Origin of the sequence: Mastigocladopsis repens PCC 10914 (genome assembly GCF_000315565.1) — a bacterium.
Lineage (GTDB): Bacteria > Cyanobacteriota > Cyanobacteriia > Cyanobacteriales > Nostocaceae > Mastigocladopsis > Mastigocladopsis repens.
In genome coordinates this window covers 3,880,498-3,898,631 of record NZ_JH992901.1, presented here as the reverse complement: position 1 = coordinate 3,898,631, position 18,134 = coordinate 3,880,498, and the positions used below count along the sequence as shown (strand labels likewise).

15 protein-coding genes and 2 pseudogenes are annotated in these 18,134 nt (G+C 43.3%); 6 read left to right on the top strand and 11 right to left on the bottom strand.

Annotation, left to right across the window (positions count from 1 at the left end; genetic code table 11):
• Positions 1 to 132: 132 nt before the first annotated feature.
• Positions 133 to 5,703 (bottom strand): translocation/assembly module TamB domain-containing protein, encoded by a 5,571-nt coding sequence (locus tag MAS10914_RS0119545; protein ID WP_017317641.1) that lies wholly within the window; start codon positions 5,701 to 5,703, stop codon positions 133 to 135.
• Between the two features lie 287 nt (positions 5,704 to 5,990).
• Between MAS10914_RS0119545 and MAS10914_RS36250 the strand changes: the two are divergent.
• A pseudogene (locus MAS10914_RS36250) lies at positions 5,991 to 6,140 on the top strand (helix-turn-helix transcriptional regulator); the annotation flags it as partial.
• A gap of 52 nt (positions 6,141 to 6,192) precedes the next feature.
• Here the strand turns inward: MAS10914_RS36250 and MAS10914_RS34400 are convergent.
• Complete coding sequence (locus tag MAS10914_RS34400) at positions 6,193 to 6,525, bottom strand: hypothetical protein (protein WP_017317640.1); 333 nt, start codon at positions 6,523 to 6,525, stop codon at positions 6,193 to 6,195.
• A 12-nt stretch (positions 6,526 to 6,537) separates the two neighbouring features.
• On the opposite strand from MAS10914_RS34400, the gene MAS10914_RS33595 reads away from it, so the two are divergent.
• Positions 6,538 to 6,687, top strand: coding sequence for a transposase (locus MAS10914_RS33595; protein WP_017317639.1), 150 nt, complete (start codon positions 6,538 to 6,540; stop codon positions 6,685 to 6,687).
• Between the two features lie 11 nt (positions 6,688 to 6,698).
• Here MAS10914_RS33595 and MAS10914_RS0119530 read toward each other — a convergent pair whose 3' ends face one another.
• From MAS10914_RS0119530 to MAS10914_RS0119520, 3 genes are all read right to left on the bottom strand, one after another.
• Entirely contained in the window at positions 6,699 to 6,965 is a 267-nt protein-coding gene (locus MAS10914_RS0119530) for a hypothetical protein (RefSeq protein WP_017317638.1), read from the bottom strand.
• 929 nt (positions 6,966 to 7,894) lie between these two features.
• A complete protein-coding gene (locus tag MAS10914_RS0119525; protein ID WP_017317637.1) occupies positions 7,895 to 8,584 on the bottom strand; it encodes a LabA-like NYN domain-containing protein in 690 nt (229 codons plus the stop codon).
• Between the two features lie 615 nt (positions 8,585 to 9,199).
• Positions 9,200 to 9,727 carry a universal stress protein gene (locus tag MAS10914_RS0119520; protein ID WP_017317636.1) on the bottom strand — a complete coding sequence of 176 codons (528 nt, stop codon included), beginning with the start codon at positions 9,725 to 9,727 and terminating at the stop codon, positions 9,200 to 9,202.
• A gap of 489 nt (positions 9,728 to 10,216) precedes the next feature.
• On the opposite strand from MAS10914_RS0119520, the gene MAS10914_RS32985 reads away from it, so the two are divergent.
• From MAS10914_RS32985 to MAS10914_RS0119510, 3 genes are all read left to right on the top strand, one after another.
• A complete protein-coding gene (locus MAS10914_RS32985) occupies positions 10,217 to 10,450 on the top strand; it encodes a hypothetical protein (RefSeq protein ID WP_071599839.1) in 234 nt (77 codons plus the stop codon).
• 292 nt (positions 10,451 to 10,742) lie between these two features.
• Positions 10,743 to 13,910 carry a response regulator gene (locus MAS10914_RS0119515; RefSeq protein WP_017317635.1) on the top strand — a complete coding sequence of 1,056 codons (3,168 nt, stop codon included), beginning with the start codon at positions 10,743 to 10,745 and terminating at the stop codon, positions 13,908 to 13,910.
• Positions 13,911 to 13,985: 75 nt separating this feature from the next.
• Complete coding sequence (locus tag MAS10914_RS0119510; protein ID WP_026082676.1) at positions 13,986 to 14,366, top strand: response regulator; 381 nt, start codon at positions 13,986 to 13,988, stop codon at positions 14,364 to 14,366.
• Positions 14,367 to 14,387: 21 nt separating this feature from the next.
• Here the strand turns inward: MAS10914_RS0119510 and MAS10914_RS0119505 are convergent, their stop codons facing one another.
• From MAS10914_RS0119505 to sipA, 5 genes are all read right to left on the bottom strand, one after another.
• Positions 14,388 to 14,924, bottom strand: coding sequence for a transposase (locus MAS10914_RS0119505; RefSeq protein WP_232224257.1), 537 nt, complete (start codon positions 14,922 to 14,924; stop codon positions 14,388 to 14,390).
• Between the two features lie 5 nt (positions 14,925 to 14,929).
• Positions 14,930 to 15,226 (bottom strand): transposase, encoded by a 297-nt coding sequence (locus tag MAS10914_RS0119500; protein ID WP_017314682.1) that lies wholly within the window; start codon positions 15,224 to 15,226, stop codon positions 14,930 to 14,932.
• A gap of 102 nt (positions 15,227 to 15,328) precedes the next feature.
• A complete protein-coding gene (locus tag MAS10914_RS0119495; protein ID WP_017317632.1) occupies positions 15,329 to 15,814 on the bottom strand; it encodes a hypothetical protein in 486 nt (161 codons plus the stop codon).
• 302 nt (positions 15,815 to 16,116) lie between these two features.
• A complete protein-coding gene (locus MAS10914_RS0119490) occupies positions 16,117 to 16,674 on the bottom strand; it encodes a peroxiredoxin (protein WP_017317631.1) in 558 nt (185 codons plus the stop codon).
• Positions 16,675 to 16,707: 33 nt separating this feature from the next.
• Complete coding sequence (gene sipA / locus MAS10914_RS0119485) at positions 16,708 to 16,971, bottom strand: regulatory protein SipA (RefSeq protein ID WP_017317630.1); 264 nt, start codon at positions 16,969 to 16,971, stop codon at positions 16,708 to 16,710.
• Between the two features lie 162 nt (positions 16,972 to 17,133).
• On the opposite strand from sipA, the pseudogene MAS10914_RS34395 reads away from it, so the two are divergent.
• A pseudogene (locus tag MAS10914_RS34395) lies at positions 17,134 to 17,451 on the top strand (penicillin acylase family protein); the annotation flags it as partial.
• A 1-nt stretch (position 17,452) separates the two neighbouring features.
• Here the strand turns inward: MAS10914_RS34395 and MAS10914_RS0119480 are convergent.
• Positions 17,453 to 18,049, bottom strand: coding sequence for a hypothetical protein (locus MAS10914_RS0119480; RefSeq protein WP_017317629.1), 597 nt, complete (start codon positions 18,047 to 18,049; stop codon positions 17,453 to 17,455).
• Positions 18,050 to 18,134: the final 85 nt, after the last annotated feature.

Sequence of the window (18,134 nt, the reverse complement as noted above, 5' to 3'; positions counted from 1 at the left end):
CAGATGGACACAGATGAATTATCTGTGTAGCCTACGGCACGGCTAACGCCTACATCTGTGGTTCTAAACATCCCTTAATCATACTTTTGCAAGTCAGATACGCTCAGTTTCTCTTCTTTATCGCCAGTTACGCTAAAACCGTGTCTCATACTCAACGACTAAACGACTTTCGTCTGCCAAGTTGGTTGAGCCGCGTACGAGAGTTTCATCATTGAGTCGATAGATGAGGTTGTAACGGAAAGGCTCATTAGTTAAGAAAACCCGCGATAGGGAAACAGAAAAATTCCTACTGATGTCAAATATACCTTCTGCTGTTAAGCCGAGAACGGAAGCCCTCGATGCTTGGTTGGAGATAGTGCTAGGATAGATGCGAAATTCACTAAAGCCGATCGCCTGTCCTATTGCAGTAATGCTTCCTTGCAAGTTACCAAATATAGTAGAACCAGCTAGGGTAACAAGTCCAGTCGTTGTATCCGTTTGACCCAAGCTATTAATAATAGAACCGCCTAACAGAGAAATAATTTCTGCCTCTCTACGACCCGGTTCGCTGGTCAGTTCTAAATTGTCAGTTAATTGACTAGCTGGTCCTTTTGCTCTGGCTATAACGCGAACAGTTCGTAACGTCCCAAAGTTGATTGCAGAAACGTCATTGATTTCGCTAGAAAAAGGAGAGTTCAAAGTACGACTACCTGTTCCTGTTGCCTCTGGTACAGTTGCCACAAGCCGGACATCTAGGACGGGGTCAAGTCCGCGACTGGGAGTAAACCGTGCAGTCTGTTCAAACCCCCGCTCTAAGGTAAACTGAGTGGTAAATAAATTGACTTGTCCTCCTGTCAGACGAATAACACCTTGGGGGCGGGGCTTGGCTAAAGTGCCATTGATTGTTAAGTTACCCTTTGCCTCAAAGCTGAGTAAGGACGGGCTAAGGTTGCCTCCTGGTACAAAGCCAAGTATAGGCTGAGTGGTGACGTTAACATCGTCGCCTAGAATTAACCGTAAACCATCAAACTCTATCGGTAAATTAGCTGGAATCGCGCCCGCTGTTGCGCTCCCTCCTCCCGTTTCTGTTGGTTGTGCGCTGAAAGTCGTTGTTGGGTTATCCGTGGCGCTCCCCTGTTGTGTATCTGTTGGTTGTGCGCTAGCAGTAGTAGATTGCTGTCCAATAGCAACCTGACCATCGCTCAGCTGAATGACCCCACCAATATCAGGAGAGAGCGCTGTTCCACCAATAATGACATCACCACTGACACCTCCTTGATACAGCCCTTGCAGATTCACATCCAAATTGTTTACCGATACAGTGAGGGGGTTTGTTGCGGCTAGCTGCTGTGCTGCTTGACTGGCAAAAATGGGAAGGACTCCTGCTGCCGTCACGTTACCCTGATTGTATTGCCCTTGAATGCTTTCGACAGTTACCCTATTGCCGTTAAATTGCAGTGTTCCTGTCACATTTGTCAAGGGGTCGGATAGGGCTTGAGCCTGAAAAGTCGCATTTTGGACTGAGGCATTTCCTGTGATAATTGGTTGGTTTAAAGTCCCTTGAATATCTACATCTACTTGCCCTTGACCATTAACCCAAGTCACTTGATTGTTAAACAGGTTCAATAGCGCCAAGCCTTCATTTTGCACGTTGGCGCTGATGCTGATTTGATTGCTATCTGGTTGCACAGAAGCGAAAGGCAGTGGGGCAGGTACGCTACCAGTAACCTTAACAGGCTCGGTTCCAGTTACTAACACGGTACTGTCAAAATTCAAACGAGCATTGTTATAGTTGAAACTCAATTCCCCTGTCTGCACAGGTTGCTTGTTGATAGTGGCATCGACTATCGTCAGTTCCCCGATGGCTGTAGGGTCTTTTAAATCACCACCTAGGGTAGCGACAGCATTCACCTGACCTGTGACATCAACTGGTAATCTTTCTAGGAACGGTTGTAACAATGATACAGGTAGATTGGCTAGGCGCAACTGTCCGGAGAGTTGTTCAGTTCCCAACTGTCCCGTAAAAGCGAGGAGTCCTGGATTCAAATCCACACTCAATGGCAACAGTGTCACGACACCATCTGCAAAAGTGCCTCTCGCAATGACTTGATCAATCGAGTACTCACCCCATTGCCAGTCATCACCCTGAACATTAAAGCTGGCGTTCAACCCTGACTGCAATGAGCCAGACACTTCAATTGCTCCGCTAACAGCACCCTGTAATTCTGCAAGTGTGGGCACAGTCGTTGGTTCGTCTCGCTGTTCCTGTCGGTTTGCTATTAAATCTTGAATTTTTGAGAAATACTCTAACTGTGTCAGCAAATTTGCATCTGGTAAACTGATAGGCTTCGTTTGAAGTACCTCTGCTCCTGCAAAATCTGGAGTTTGCAACCCTCCACCAACATCTTGAAAATCAAAAATATTGAACGCTTGTAAAACTGTCTCGATTCTGGTTTTGTCAAAATTAGCTTGAGCTTGAAATTGTGGGTCGTTTCCCGGTTGCAAATTTCCACTTAAGGATATGCGGCTTTGACCTATCCGCAATTCACCATTTGTTAAGCTAGCAGTCCCATCGGTGTAACTAATATTTCCTCGAAATTCATCTGCTGTGACTCTGCCGATGCGAGGTTGAGCAACTGCTACATCTCCTGCAACTGCATATGTGTCTAAATTAACCACTAAATTTCCAGATATTTGTCCGGCAAGAGGTTGTAATGCATTGCCTGGGATAAAGCCCTCCAAAACAGCTACAGGAAAATCTTGCACGTTGACGAGCAAGTTTTCGCCTTCGGTTCTCCCAGTTGCAACTGTTCCATCACGTCGAACTAAAAATGAGGTTGGGCGATTGTTCGCGTTAACATTAACTGCAATTCGGTCTTGTGTCCCCGCAAGTTGCAGTTGTCCCCCTTGCCCCCCTTGATAATTTACATTCCCAGCTAATACTGGGTCAAATGCCAAAGTATTGACCTTAAAGTTCTCTAACCGAATGTTTCCAGTAGCATTAGGTGCTGTTGGAGTCCCTGTGACTTGCCCCGTAAAATCTAGCTGTCCCGCTAGCGCTACGTTACCAGGAAGAGTAGAGCTAGCTTTTTGCAGATTGTAATCGCGCGCCTGGACATTCAAGTTGAAAGCAGAGACTTGCGGTGTACCCGTTTCTGGTATCTGGACAGCAACAACACCGTTAGCACTCAATCCAGGGGTCGTTGCGCGTTGAATGATAACCTGTTGACCATTCCACTGGACTTGTGCTGTGAGTGGTTGTGCAAGCAGCGCTAATTGTGACAAGCGGACTTGTCCTGCGGCTCGAATATTTGCTAAGTTGAAGGACTCAGTTGTTCCAGCTATCTGCAAGTTACTACCAAGCCGACCTTGCAGTTGTTCTGAGAAACGGTTAAGTTGAACTTGGGCAACATCCGCAACTGCTTGCCAGCGACCAGCATTTAGGTTAATGTTCCTGAGGTTAACTGTGCCTCCGGCTACACTACGGAGGTTTGCTTGTCCTGAGGCTTGAATCGTTGAGGGTTGGAAGGAAGCAGTTGTTCCTGACAAATTCAACTCACTGCTTAAGACTCCTCCCTGAAGCTGGGGTGGTATCTGTGCAAAACGGCTCAATTGAATTTGCTCGGCATCAACAAAAGCCTGCCAGCGACCTTGTACAACTTGACCTCTCCCCGTGATTGTACCGCCTGCTACTTTGAAAAGCCCATCTTGGAAGAGAATACTGTTCCCTTGTTGATTCACAACAACTTGTCCAGTTGTGGGGTATGTGGCTTGTGGCGCGGAAAGCTGCGCGACTGTTTGCAGGTTGCCAAGTGAGCCAGAAATCTTGGCGTTTGCCGATACATTACCAACGGTGATGGTAGGAGAGGTGTTATAAGCCTTGGCAATAGCATCGCCTGGTAAATTCTGAGCTTGCACATTGAACGATATTCTACCTTGGGGTGCAAGCTGAAGTTGACCGTTTGCTGTAATTTGTCCTCCCACTTCTGGGGTCGCCTTAATGCTGGAAACAGCGACTTCTAACGGTTGTGTGCCAAGTGAACCAGAGATTTTGGCGTTAGCAGATACACCACCAATATTGATGGGAGTTGAAAAGCCGTAACCTTGGGCGATCGCATTTCCTGGCAAACCCAGAGCTTGAACATCTAGAGCAACCCTACCATTGTTTGCCAGTTGAATTTGACCATTCGCTGTGATTTTTCCTCCTGCTGGCGGTGTCGTTTCGCCAGACAAGCTAAGTAGGGGCTTATCAAGAGTGCCAGAAATTTCAGCCTTTGCCGATACATTACCAAGACTGGTAGGGGGAGTAAAGCTGTAGGAGCCTGCAAGCACATCCCCTGACACACCTTCAGCTTGAAGATTAAATATTACCCCACCTTGTTGGGGTTTAGCCCCTAATTTAATTTGACCGTTCCCTGTAATTTGCCCACCTGCTGCTGGAATTAACCGCAGGTTGGAGACGGTCACTTGAGATGCTGCTTCAGAGACATTGAGGCGGAAATCAGTGTTAATATTCTGGAACAGAACGCGGTCAACTTGAACAGGTGTTATATTGCTTGCCGTTCCACTGAGAACTGGTTGTTGGATAGCTCCTTGCAACTGAATCTTTGCTTGCACATCTCCAGCTACTGGAACTGGTAAATTGAAATTCAGCGTGTCTATGACATTTTTAGCACTGGCTGCTTTTACCTGAGCTGAAATGTTGTACCCTTTTTGGGTATTGAGTGTCCCACTTGCCAGAACAGGAACTTTGCCATAATTTGTACTGAGATTGTCCAGAGCAATTGTCTGACCTTGGAAGACTAATCTTCCATTGGAATTGATAAACTTTTGGGGAACATTTTGAATCTGAGCCGTGACTTGATTAGCAACAGCTGTTCCCGTGATGGCAATGTTCTGCTGATTGTTGGACTGTTGCTGATTGAGTGGTAATTGAACGGTTAAGTCACCATTCACTTGACCTGCTTGCAAAGCAATTGGTAGCTCAATTAATCGACTAACATCAGATGCTTGGAGGTTTTGCGCTTGAACTTTGAGGTTAGTTGTTTGCTGTGCATTCAGTTGTGTCTTGCCGTCTATTTTAACTGAGCCGCCCTTAGTTGGTTGAGCGTTGAGTTCATAACTAATAGCTTGTTGAGGGAATCGAGCTATACCATTGACTTGGTCTAAGGTAACTGAGCCTTTGGGTTTGTTTGGTGTAGGATTTGGGTCTAACACCACATCCCCATTTTGAATTTGCAGCGTCTGTAACTCAGTTTGAATAAAACCTTGTCCCTCTCCTTGCTTAAGTTCAGTCGTCACCCAACGTCCCTGCTTATCTTGGTCAATGTAGACATTAGGCTGAACTAGAGTGACATTTAACGCCAAAGTTCGGTTAAAAATAAGTCGCAAGGGGGAGAACTCTACCTCTACAGCTTTCGCTGCAACTCGGTCTCGGTCTGTGGGAGTTGCTGGTACCGATAATGAGCCAAATCTCAGACTAGAGAGCGAAAAGCGCTCAACTGCCCCTAATTTTACTTCTCTTCCAAGCAACTGCTGGAGATTGCTCTGCACCAACGGTGCTAATTCTTTATAGATGTAGTTCCTCGCCCACCAATAACCACCTGCAATTCCAGCCAGCAAAATCACTCCGAGAACAAGACTAGTACGTCCTAAGAGGAGGAGCCATAGACGACGACGGAAGATAGGCTCCTGTTCATTTCCTGAATTTGGAGGGCGCGTCATAGTCGTTACCGGTATTATTATCTGAAGTGAGCAGTGAGATGGACTGTTTCCTGTTTTATCAGTGAGTCAAAAGCTATGGCTTCAAGTTGTGACTTCAAAACAACACAGAACTATGTTACTGGAAAGTGTTGTTTGTTGGAACTACACTTATAAGTTCTAATCAATCTGACTGCTCGAGTGTATTAGTATTTAATGACTATACCTGGAAGATAGGCTTCAATAGTGGAATCCCTGTGGAGAAATTCAAATTCTCGAGAAAAACACGACTTCAGAAGTAGGGTGGCACTATCAAAAGGCATAATTTTCATTTTTCTTATCAACGAATCAATAAGCTTGTGAATGAAAAGCGTGGTATTACCTTAAGTACCGCCCTACGATTATCAAAGTTTTTTGGCAATAGCCCACTGTTTTGCTTGAATCTTCAACAGAATTGGGATATATACCATGTGTTTAAGGAACAAGAGGAGGAACTTAACACTATTGTGCAATTTATAATAGTAACGATGATGAGGCGATCGCCAAAGGCGGGGCGTAGCCCATCGCCAAAGGCGGGGCGTAGCCCATCGCCAAAGGCGGGGCGTAGCCCATCGCCAAAGGCGGGGCGTAGCCCATCGCCAAAGGGGCGGTTCCTAAAGGAGCATCGCTTCCAGCGGGGCTGAGTCCAGAGGATACGCACTCGCGTTCGCGCATCGCCCACTTTTCAAGAGAACCAAAACCTGTTAACAAGTTCTTTGGTGTGAGCACCCGTTTTCCCCCAGAACCAAGAGACGTTCGCAGGCGGCTATCTCGCTTCTGATCACTAGCAAGTCTCTGAGGGTGCATTTAAAAATAGATATGTGTGAGGTTGTCAATGGGATTTTCTACATCCTACGTGCAGGTTGCTTGTGGCGGATGATTCCTCATGTATCAGCTGCTTGGCAGTCGGTTCCATCTGGAACAATTATGACACCCAAAGGCAGCGCTAGTGCCAATAGCAAAAACTAAGCTTGAAGTAGCTAACCCATGTAAAAAGCTAGACTGAATGCAGAGATGAAAACAATAACAGGAATCACAGTACTAAACTCTACTTTCCGTGTCCTCAAGATTTCTACAAAAGATAGAGGAAGAACAATGGGCCATAAAACAGTCGTGATCAGAAATAATACAAAAGACAAAAATGTGTCTTCTGGAGAAGCACTAGGATGACGGAGGGAAAATCTTAACCAGGTGATAAAAAAATAGCCCGTCATCAGCAGGTAACTAATAACCAAAGCCAATTGCATCTTGTTCACTGTAGCGACTCCTTGAATTATCTAAGATTCAAAAAACACCTAGACTCATTCCAAAAATTTATTAGCATGAGCTAGAGATTTGCAAAACAACTGCCATATGTTGAAATAGACGCCAACAATTCATTTATGAGTTAGCTAAATGTTAATATAACCTTGAAAACGCTCAAATCGGTACATACACCTAATTTGGCGCAAAATTGAAAGAAACAGGAATTCTACTCAATAATCGTAACTATCCCAACCTTTGTGTAGTCTAAAGTTTAAAGCTTGGTCATAAAAAATTCATACAGCAGAATACATCCGTCAGAAGTCAGAAATAAAATTTGCTCTGTGTCTGGCTTTTAGACCTCACGATTGTACTTCACTGACTTGCAATGCGCTGTATATCCTAAGTAAAATCGAGCCAAACTCATACTACTCTAAAACTAGACCAAACATCTTGGGTATAAAGGCATTTACATAAGTACAGAACAAACTCAAGTGTAAATCTATTGGCTTTGTTTGCCATTACTCAGCAGTTCTGCTTAAATTTCTCTACCAAATTTTCATCATCAAAAAGTCAAATAATCTTTGACAAAAATGCTACACATCCTCAGAAAAAAAGAAACGCTACTGTATCAGAATAACCCAGGGAAAGAGGTATCTATGCTACAAAAGGAGTCAGACTGTGGCTCAATTGTGCTGAAGATAAACTTACAGCGGTTTGCGGATGAGTGCGGTACAAAACTTCGGTCTCAAAGCCGGATATAAAGCCTGTTTTACTTCTGAGTTCTGACGGATGTATTCTGTTTTAAATGCCGCAATACAATAATAGCCTAGATTTACAAATAAATCGTGGTCAAAACTTTTACAAAACTCTTGTTATATTTCTATTGACTCTAGCCAAGTCTAAGGTACACCGTGTTTTGAAAATCCACTTGTCACAAACCAGAATTCGACAGGGGTCGGTAGTTGTAGCAAGGATTGGAAACTTTTTGAATGTATTGTTTGATTGTATCTATGTCAATAAAGTCATCAGCAACATCAATCAAGCTGTCGCTCGTCATTGAGCGTATGCTGACAATTTCAACCCGAACTCCTTGGTAGGAAAGAGCATTAACCGCATATGTTAAATCTCCATCACCACTGACTAACACCGCAGTATCGTAGTAAGGAGCCAAATTCATCATATCTACAGCAATTTCTACATCCAGTTTGGCTTTTTTAGAACCGTCTGGAAGCTGTACTAAATCTTTAGTGACGACTCGATACCCATTCCGACGCATCCAGAGCAGAAAACCCTGTTGTTTTTCATTTGGGCGATCAACTCCAGTGTAGAAGAAAGCACGCAAAAGCCTTGCATTCTCAGTTAAACAATAAAGAAGTTTAGCGTAGTCAATTTCAATACAAAGTTGTAAACAAGCATTAAATAAATTTGCTCCATCAATGAAAATAGCTACTCGACCACGATTTGAACTAGTAAAAATGCATTGATCAGCCCTAGTGTCTGGCATTTTCGTATCTTCTTCTTTGTGCTCAGTATTTATACGTGGGCGTTTCTCTTGCAAGTGTGGTTGCTCTATGGGTAATTTATATTTATTTTTTGCCTTATTAAAAGCAGCAAGATTCATTGATACCTCTGAATTTCAAATTTTGTCTTTTTGGGAAAATTGACAATAGATAACTTGTACTGGTTTTTCACCTTGACAAAAAATAATCTAACGTCAATATAGTCAAATAAACTCTACTCATCTTGACTTTCCAAAATCCAAAGTACAAAGCCCAAGGTTTTTGACTTTCTACTCTGGACTCTTTACTTTACATATACGCCGCTCATATGGAAGCAGCGCACCTGTGAGGTAACACAGCTTGAGTGAGCCATCGACACTAAATATATTGTAACTAGGCGTGAGACTCATCGATATGCAACACAATATTGAATTGATATAGTTTCCAGCCGAAATTAAAAAAAGAATTATAATATAAAGGCTGTCTGTGATGGTTAATACAACAGCTTCTATTGAGAAAATCATGCAACTAGTTTAAGCTGAATCCGCTGATTTTTCCTCTAAAATCTTCAAAATAGACATAAGTAATTCTATTAAGCGTATTGCTAATAACTTGAATTTTTGCAAAAATTTAGAAAAGAATTTTGTGATGAGCTAATTGGTAATTCATATAGTTTAGATTTAAAAAGTAAATGAGGGAAGGCTTACCTTCCCTCATCTATCAAACTGTAAGTAAAACTAAGCTGAAGCTGCATGGGTAACTTGAGGAGCTTCCGTAGTACCATGAATTGGTCCTTGTACCGTCAAAACTGAGCAGGAAGCATTATGCAGCACATAATTGCTGACACTACCAAGGAAAAACTCACTTAAACCCCGGCGACCCCGACGACCCACTATAATCAAGTCAGCCTGCCAATTCCGAGCAACTTCACAAATCACTTGACCTGGATCGCCAAGATTTTGAGAAAATTCAGTTATGACACCTGCTTTGTTTGCTTGCTCGGCAAAAGAGCGCAGCATATCTAGTCTCTGTTGCTTCAGTTGTTCCCATTGCTGCATATATTTATTAACAGCTTCTGTATGTAAATTTGAGTAAACACCATTAGGTTGCAGTAACACAGGGTTTAAATATCCCCCATCAAAGGGAGAGAGAATGTGCAGCAACATAACATTTCCATGAACTGCTTTTGCCAAAGATAGAGCTTCATCGAAAATATGCTGACCAATCTCAGAATTGTCTAATGCAACGAGAATTTTGTGAAACATAGTTATTATTCCTTTCTCCCAAAAAAGCATTCTTGCCACCGACTAAGGGAATCTCTGCAATACCAACTTCACCTAAAGGCAATACAAAAGCTTTGTCTTTAGAGACTTCTGGGGGGGGGGTTTTGGATAAACCGCTGCTTCTACCATTGTTTTGCTCCCTTATGACACATCAAGCTGAGAGGGCTATACAGTAAGCAAATGCTTCGCTTGTCCAATACTTATGATTATAGGAATAAAAGTTGAGAATTTTGTGAAGATATCGGTCAACAAAAACCTCTCTAAACTGATATTTCTCTAGAGGTTATGACTGATAGATTATGTACATATATTACAAAAAATAGAAGATTTTGGGTGTGTCTCACAAGTTCCTCACAATTGCAATTTACTCTTAAGGCATGAAGAAAAGTTTGTTGTCCGGTTTCTATTTGGTTCTCAACTCACTGCCCTAATTTACGAAGAATACATTTAGTACAAAAATCTTAAAAAATTATGAATAACTGTCCTTGCTGCTCCCGTCCACTGTTACGCCATATTCGTCATCAGGAAGTTTACTGGTTTTGCCGTAGCTGCTGGCAAGCCATGCCAGTGTTGAGTGAGCAAAAGTGTACTTCATTACCAGAGGTTTATATCACAGAATTTCCTAGCAAGCTTGAGAAAAGAGAAAAGAGCAATGTCCTTTGTTTGAACAAGCGGGAGGCTATAACTGGGTGGATAGGAGTGTAAACAAAATTTACCTAAGGTTGTAACAACGATAGATTTTTGCTAATCTACCTAATCTGCCTCTCTAGAAAATAAGTTTCCAATTGTTCCTTGCATAACACCCTCGAATCAATTCGAGGGTTTTTTATTCTTAAGGTTTGTAAACTTATCTGTGACATTTATACAGGAAGGTTAATTATCTACAGTAGCTCTTCTAAAATCAATATTGATACGGCTTCTTTATACTTGTTTATACTTGTATTTGGATTAAAGTTGCTAACCATTAGGCTTCATTTTTATAAATTAAGTTTTTGCAATGAAGATATTAGTTGTAGAAGATGATCAACTTGTTGCCCATGCTCTCGCCGCTGTTCTGACCAACCAAAACTATGTTGTCGAAGTTGCCTGTGATGGTCAGGCAGCATGGGATTTAATTGAAACGTTTGACTACGATTTAATACTTCTTGATGTCATTTTGCCAAAGATAGACGGAATCAGCCTTTGCCGACAAATCCGGTCTAAAGGTTTGCGGATGCCAATCTTGCTATTGACTGGGTGCGATAGTAGTCACGAGAAGGCTATTGGATTAGATGCAGGCGCAGATGATTATCTCGTTAAACCGTTTGATGAAGAGGAATTAGTTGCTCGTATACGAGCGCTATTGCGTCGCGGTAGTGTGGCATCACAACCAGTGCTCAGTTGGGGGAATTTGCAGCTTGATCCTAAAAGCTGCGAAGTAACTTATGCAGAAAAGCATTTGTCGTTAACTCCAAAGGAATATGCACTGCTAGAACTTTTCTTAAGAAATAATCGCCGCGTATTTAGCAGTGGCATGATTTTGGAACATCTCTGGTCTTATGAAGACACTCCAGGTGAAGAAGCCGTTCGCACCCATATTAAAGGTTTACGACAGAAACTAAAAGCTGTAGGAGCATCTGGCGATCTCATTGAAACAGTGTATGGAATCGGCTATCGGCTTAAGCAACAAGCCCAAGCAAAGCGAGCAACAGGTGGGGAAGATGAGGGAGATAAGGCAGAAGTACCCCCTCACCCCCTGACCCCCGCCCCTGTTAATGAAACTCAACAGCAAACACTGGTGGGAGTCGCTGGAGTTTGGAACAGATTTAAAGGGCGGGTTGATGAACAGGTGAGTCTGCTGGAGGAAACTGCTCGTGCTTCAGCCCAAAAAGCTCTGACTCAAAAACTTCGCAAGGAAGCACAAAAAGAAGCCCATACACTGGCTGGGTCATTGGGCACTTTTGGTTTTTGTGTTGGCTCAAAAGTAGCAAGAAAAATTGAGCATTTGCTGAAATCTAGTAAAGCGTTAACTCCAGATGAAACGAACGAGTTGTGCGCTTTAGTAAAGCAACTGCGCCAAGAACTTGAGCAAAACCACAATGAAACTTTATCTTTGTCTGCAACTGGTGATGAGCAATCCTTGCTGTTGGTAGTTGACCACGATGCTTATCGGCAAGATGTTCCACATCTATGCACTCTAGCTGAAGAAATCGAAAAAGAATCTGTCAAATGGGGGTTAAAAGTTGCAATTGCTACTACCATCGAACAGGCACGGCATCAACTCTATCATGAACATCCCAGTGTTGTGCTCATTGACCCCAGCGCTTTCCCCAATCATGAGGACAGCTTTAGCTTGTTGGCAGAATTAAACCAACGAAAACCCCCCGTCCCAGTGCTTGTTTTTACTGAGCAAAGCGATTTCACCAATCGATTACAAGTCGCTCGCAGTGGTACGCACTCCTTTTTGCAAAAGCCCATGCCTATTTCACAGGTACTAGAGGCAGTCACCCAAGTATTACAAAATGCTCCCTATGCAGAGGCTCACGTACTAGTTGTTGACGATGACCCCAAAATAGGCGCAGTGTTGCAAACCTTGCTCAGTCCTTGGGGAATCAAGGTAACAACCCTCCAAGACCCGCAACGCTTCTGGGAAACTTTAGAAGCTGTTAAACCAGATTTGCTCATTTTAGACGTAGAAATTCCTGAAGTAAATGGTATAGAAATTTGCAAAGTAGTTCGCCATGACCCATGCTGGAGTGAGTTGCCAATTCTATTTTTAACGGTTCATAGCGATGCCAACATCGTTAATCAAGTGTTTGCAGCAGGTGCAGATGATTTTGTCAGCAAGCCTATCGTTGGTCCGGAATTGGTGACTCGTATTATTAATCGTCTTGAACGAATTAAACTGCGACAGTGCATAACCCAAACCAACCAGGCTAAATCAGAACTGAATGAGTACCAGCGAACACAGGAAGAACTGCGAAACTCTCAAGCTCTGTTTGCTGGCATTGTATCAATTGCAGATGACGCAATTATTTCCATTGATGGCAATCAATGCATTACCTTATTTAATCAAGGAGCCGAAAAAATTTTTGGCTACTCGGCACAAGAGGTTCTTGGACAACCCTTAGATATTCTGTTGCCATTGCGATATGCCCAAGCACATCATGTGCATGTCATAGATTTTGGTGAATCCGCAAAAGTAGCCCGCAGGATGGGAGAACGTCGTGAGATTTATGGTCGTCGCAAAGATGGTACAGAATTTCCCGCAGAGGCTTCTATCTCTAAGTTAAAGTTAGGGGAAGAAATCGTATACACAGTTTACTTGCACGACATTAGCGAATGCAAGCAAGTAGAACGGATGAAGGACGAGTTTGTTTCTGTCGTCAGCCATGAACTCCGCACGCCCTTAACTTCGATTCATGGGTCTCTTGGAATGCTAGCCAGTGGTTTAATTGAGCCAAACTCAGAACAGGGGAAGCGCTTATTGCACATTGCTGTGGATAGTACCGAACGCTTGGTCAGGTTGATCAACGATATCCTTGAGATTGAGCGTATTGAGTCCGGCCAAGTGAAAAAGGAAAAACAATTGTGCAATATTGCTGATCTGATTGCAAAAGCGGTGAATGTGATCCAACCTCTCGCGGACAAAGCCGGAATTACCCTTGCCGTTTCTAGCTTATCTCAACAGTTATGGGTAGACCCAGATCGCATTGTCGAGACTCTCACTAACCTCTTAAGTAATGCCGTCAAATTTTCGCCCGTTGGTTCTACAGTCTGGTTAAGTGCCGAAATTCCAGGGGATAAGGAGGAACCTACTGACCCTACTCCCCCCACTCCCTTTTCCTCCCCATCCCCTGTCATATTATTCACAATTCGCGATCAGGGGCGTGGTATTCCATCTGATAAGCTTGATAGTATTTTTGAACGCTTTCAACAGGTTGACTCCTCAGATTCCCGCAACCATGATGGTACTGGTTTAGGCTTAGCAATTTGCAAGAGTATTGTGCAACACCATGGCGGACACATTTGGGTTGAAAGTGTGCTTGGAGAAGGCAGTACCTTTTACTTTACTCTTTCTCACTTTCCTATTCCCCACTTCCCTATTCCCCCACAGCCAAACTCCTCATCTCCCCATTACCCAACGGACAGTTCTCTCAACGGGACGGCTGTAAAGGGCAAGTGACAGATCAAGAATTTGAAGAGCAAGCCATGAATTTACTTCAGGGGATGGCTGACAATTTCCAACAGGATAGTAGCAATGACAACAAAGAGAATTCTGGTGGTTGATAATGAGCAGTACATTCAAGAAGTAACCAAGATTTGCCTGGAGACAGTAGCTGGCTGGGAGGTACTAACAGCAAGTTCGGGCAAACAAGGCATTACTAAAGCCGAAAATTGCCAACCAGATGCGATTTTGTTGGATGTGATGATGCCAGATATGGATGGTCTGACAACCTTTCAAAAGCTACAGGCAAATCCTGCAACTCAAGCTATTCCAGTGATTCTATTAACAGCGAAGATACAAGCTTCTGACCGACGCCGCTATGCTCAGATAGGCATAACAGCAGCGATCGCCAAACCCTTTAATCCTTTGGAACTTGCAAATCAAGTTGCCCATGCTTTAGGCTGGAGTTTATAGAACCCATTTGAGATCTTTTTGCTAGCTAGCAGCTAATCGTTTGAGCATCAATCGGATAAAACAAAGTTTGAGCTTGGCATTGGCACGAGCGAGTGTGCGGTCAAAGTTTTTGACTAAACTTTTACATCGCTCTACCCAAGCATTGGATCTCTCTATCACCCATCTAGCAGCCACCGGAACAAATCCGGATTGTCCTTTGGCTTGCTTTTCAGCTTTTGATGGCTTGGCAGAGAGTTCAAATTGGATTTTGGTCATGATCTGGGGATAAATTTGCTCTAAGGCCGGGATAATTTTTTCAGGATGATAGCCATGATCTACCAAGATAGTTGTTTTGGGCAATTCCAGTGGTTTAGATTGGAAATAATCGATATTTTGTGAGAGCATTTCAATCAACCCCTGGTCATCAGATACGTTGGCGGTGGTGCAGTGAGTGAAGAAAGGGAAACCCAATATATCCACTGCTAGATGTCTTTTAATCCCGTTGGTTGCTTTGTAAAAACAAAACCCTTTCGACTCAACACTGGCATTACAAGTATTTTTGACCGCTTGTGAATCAATCAGGATCAGGGTTGTCCAGTGTGGTTTTTTTTTACTTGTTCACGCACTCCCTGATGTAAATTAGCCATAATTGAGTCCAGGATGCCATCTTCACACCACTGCTTGTAATGCCAGAACACAGTAGAATAGGGCGGCAAATCTCTGGGTAAGTCTGCCCAGTTGCAACCATTCTTAAGTTGATAAAATATCCCGTTCAATATTTGCCTCTTTGTCCACACAGGAGGTCTTGTTTTCTTCTTGGTCGGCAATAACGGCTCGATAATTTCCCATTCCAAGTCTGTCACGTCGCTTGAATATCCCATTTTTCGCCCTGACCTGATTCTATTCTACTGTTTGTGCCGATTTTACTTCTTCACCTCAAAGATCTCAAATGGGTTCTATAAGCAGGTGTAGAGGGCAGATTTTCACCGTTGGTCTGATTGCTGCTCTTGAGCAGAACGCATCGCTTCTCTACCAAGCAGAAACATCCCCGCTACACCCAAACAGACAAACCAAATATATTGATACCAATACTTCCCAATTTGCTGAACTGTACTGAGTTCTGGATGCAGCGTATTCAAGTACAGCAACAGCACAACTATCATCAAAGCCCCAAACCCTACAAAGCTTAACCCAACCCGAATGCGTGCAGGTCGCAGTTCCCAATCGCTAATTTTCTCTAGATCAATCTCTGCTAACTCTTTTAAAGAGTCCTCTGCTACAGACGAAGCAGCTTCCACACGCCTAGCCGCCTTTGGTGACAAAATCGGCACAATTGCTGCAACTGCGGGACGGCGCAGCAAACCTTCTGTGTTTCGTAGTAATTCCAAAGGCTTACGAAGCGCTGGGGGTTGAGCAAATTCTACCTTTTGTGAAGCAGTTCGGGCAGTGGTTTGGGGTTCAAAGTCCATAGTAGCCTTTCTGTGCAGCTAGCAGCCATTGAGGCAAATAGAAAAAATTTTGCCTTTTTACTTTATTCTACAAAGCGCCGCAAGAATCAGAAACCATCGAGAAATGTAGCTTACGGCAGTTTTCATGTATTTGAACCATAATCGAACGCCCTTACAGTGTGGTTTATTTACCTGAAAATAGCTGTAAATAGTATGAGCTACTTTTTCATCTGTTTTAAGGAGCCTCTGGCAAGACATTCCCAGGTAGAACCTGGGAACAAGTCAATCGCCAGTAAAAAAAGCTAACGGTTGACAACGACCTCTTATGAAGTAGCTGCTTGCAACTCCTCAAGTCGCGCCAGAACTTCTTTACTGTGAATAGCTGGATTGACTTTGACAAAAGTCTCGCGTAAAATACCGTTCGGGTCAATGATAAAGCTGTGGCGCACCGAAACAAAGCTCATCCAAGAACCGTAAGCCTTGCTGACTGCACCAGTGGTATCAGCTAACAGGGGGAATTTTAGTCCTTCTGAATCGCAAAATTCAGCGTGGGAATTAACATCGTCAGCGCTGACGCCAACAATTTGAGCTTTTTTTTCTATGTATTTGGGCAAGTCTTGCTGAAAGCGACGGGCTTCTATGGTACAACCAGGGGTAAAGTCTTTGGGATAAAAGTAGAGGACTACCCACTGACCGCGCAAGTCAGAGAGGGCAAGTTTGCCGTCGCCAGTGTTGGTTGGTAAAGTAAAGTCTGGCGCAGGTTGATTTATTGCAGGAAGTTTGCCACCTAGAGCATCAGCCGTTGGGGCAAAATTGAACCAACTGATGACAGCCAAACAGATGGCAAATAATATGCTCAAAAAAGTGCGACGTGAAATCATTATGTATGCACAGAAACAGAACTTAAAATAAGTTTACAGTTGCTGGCTGCCATTCTCATATTCTTGAGATTCTGAAGTGCTTTCCACGCTTTCGATATATTGGCTATCAAGGAGAAAGGCTCCTTTGGCAAAGCGAATGCCCCAATACCCACCGGGACGGCGGTCAAGAACTATACCTTCTTCACCAAGGTGAATCACATCAGGGGGGCGCAGCATGGGCATGGGTTCAGCAGTTTTCACATAGGGCGGTAGTGCCACAACGCGAACTTTACTACCAATAGCAAATTCTTTGGACATTTTGAGAGAGTTTTGGGTGATGAGTTTTAAATTAATTCATAACTCATAATTGTTGGTAGGGAACTTGGCAAATTTTCTGATGACTGCTCTATATCTGCGTAAGGGTTTACAACAGTAGAAATAATAGTGTATTATTAGTTCTTACTGAAGAAATAAGAAAATATAGACGACAAGGTAGAAGTTGTATTGCCAGTCAAGGCAGAAGACGTACTGGCTCACCTACACCGGGTACTCTATTTTACTTTTACTTTTGTCGTCAACTGAGAGCAGGTTGCAGGCATGAGTGAGCAGAAGCCGAAAGCATGTGTAATGGTTGGGCGATCACCCCATCGCGATCCGCAACTGGCAAAGCAATGCTGCTAGCAAACCCACACCTGCCTTGGTCGGATATATTCCTGTGGTACGAAGCACAAGTGTTGATCTAAGTATAACAGAGCAACACTTGTGGGAGTTTCCGTCTTGGTGATGTCATTCAACGACTTTACGACAATTTTGATGAATTTTTACTAGCTCGTGAGAAATTCGGGTGGAGCCGTTTGACCAAACTACCTCCAGCTAAAACACTTATGCCTAGTATGCCTAACATTGAGGAAGATTCGGGCACAGGCGTAACACGCGTTATGGAAAAAGAGGTTAGTGGATAAGCTATATTAACTGGTATGGTACTAGAATCACCATAGTCAGTCCCTGTATAACCTATTTCTATGTATTGATAAGTGTCAAATACGTTATATGACATACCTCCTGCAGTGTAAGAAAATCCAAATTCATCCAATTGCAGAGAGTCAGCGTATAAGACATTGTTGTTATCAGGAAATGTATTTGGAGATAACAACGAGTCAATTTCCACTCCATTTCTTGTCCCAGTAATATCTGTAATCTGATAAGTATCTGTGGCTGGGTCGTAAGGGTCGGTTGTGAGTACCCCACTGGCAGTGACAGTGTCAGTAGGAGAGATAACACTCACACCAGTGTAAGAAAAATTAAAAGTAGCGGCTAAAACAGGAGCAGCGCTCATAGTTGTCAGAAAGCAGACAACGCCAGAGATAGTAGCTGCTAGTTTTTTGTCAACGTTCATTCCATCCTCCTTTTTTTTCCAAAGCATTGTGATAAGCAGGAAAAACAACCCAGGCGTAGTTGAGCAGCTTGCTCAGATTCTCATT

What these genes read in the sequence shown, in the direction of transcription:
- MAS10914_RS0119545 (WP_017317641.1), bottom strand. Translation starts at nt 5,703, where the DNA reads ATGACGCGCCCTCCAAATTCAGGAAATGAACAGGAGCCTATCTTCCGT.
- MAS10914_RS34400 (WP_017317640.1), bottom strand. Translation starts at nt 6,525, where the DNA reads ATGCACCCTCAGAGACTTGCTAGTGATCAGAAGCGAGATAGCCGCCTG.
- MAS10914_RS33595 (WP_017317639.1), top strand. Translation starts at nt 6,538, where the DNA reads ATGTGTGAGGTTGTCAATGGGATTTTCTACATCCTACGTGCAGGTTGC.
- MAS10914_RS0119530 (WP_017317638.1), bottom strand. Translation starts at nt 6,965, where the DNA reads ATGCAATTGGCTTTGGTTATTAGTTACCTGCTGATGACGGGCTATTTT.
- MAS10914_RS0119525 (WP_017317637.1), bottom strand. Translation starts at nt 8,584, where the DNA reads ATGAATCTTGCTGCTTTTAATAAGGCAAAAAATAAATATAAATTACCC.
- MAS10914_RS0119520 (WP_017317636.1), bottom strand. Translation starts at nt 9,727, where the DNA reads ATGTTTCACAAAATTCTCGTTGCATTAGACAATTCTGAGATTGGTCAG.
- MAS10914_RS32985 (WP_071599839.1), top strand. Translation starts at nt 10,217, where the DNA reads ATGAATAACTGTCCTTGCTGCTCCCGTCCACTGTTACGCCATATTCGT.
- MAS10914_RS0119515 (WP_017317635.1), top strand. Translation starts at nt 10,743, where the DNA reads ATGAAGATATTAGTTGTAGAAGATGATCAACTTGTTGCCCATGCTCTC.
- MAS10914_RS0119510 (WP_026082676.1), top strand. Translation starts at nt 13,986, where the DNA reads ATGACAACAAAGAGAATTCTGGTGGTTGATAATGAGCAGTACATTCAA.
- MAS10914_RS0119500 (WP_017314682.1), bottom strand. Translation starts at nt 15,226, where the DNA reads ATGGGATATTCAAGCGACGTGACAGACTTGGAATGGGAAATTATCGAG.
- MAS10914_RS0119495 (WP_017317632.1), bottom strand. Translation starts at nt 15,814, where the DNA reads ATGGACTTTGAACCCCAAACCACTGCCCGAACTGCTTCACAAAAGGTA.
- MAS10914_RS0119490 (WP_017317631.1), bottom strand. Translation starts at nt 16,674, where the DNA reads ATGATTTCACGTCGCACTTTTTTGAGCATATTATTTGCCATCTGTTTG.
- sipA (WP_017317630.1), bottom strand. Translation starts at nt 16,971, where the DNA reads ATGTCCAAAGAATTTGCTATTGGTAGTAAAGTTCGCGTTGTGGCACTA.
- MAS10914_RS0119480 (WP_017317629.1), bottom strand. Translation starts at nt 18,049, where the DNA reads ATGAACGTTGACAAAAAACTAGCAGCTACTATCTCTGGCGTTGTCTGC.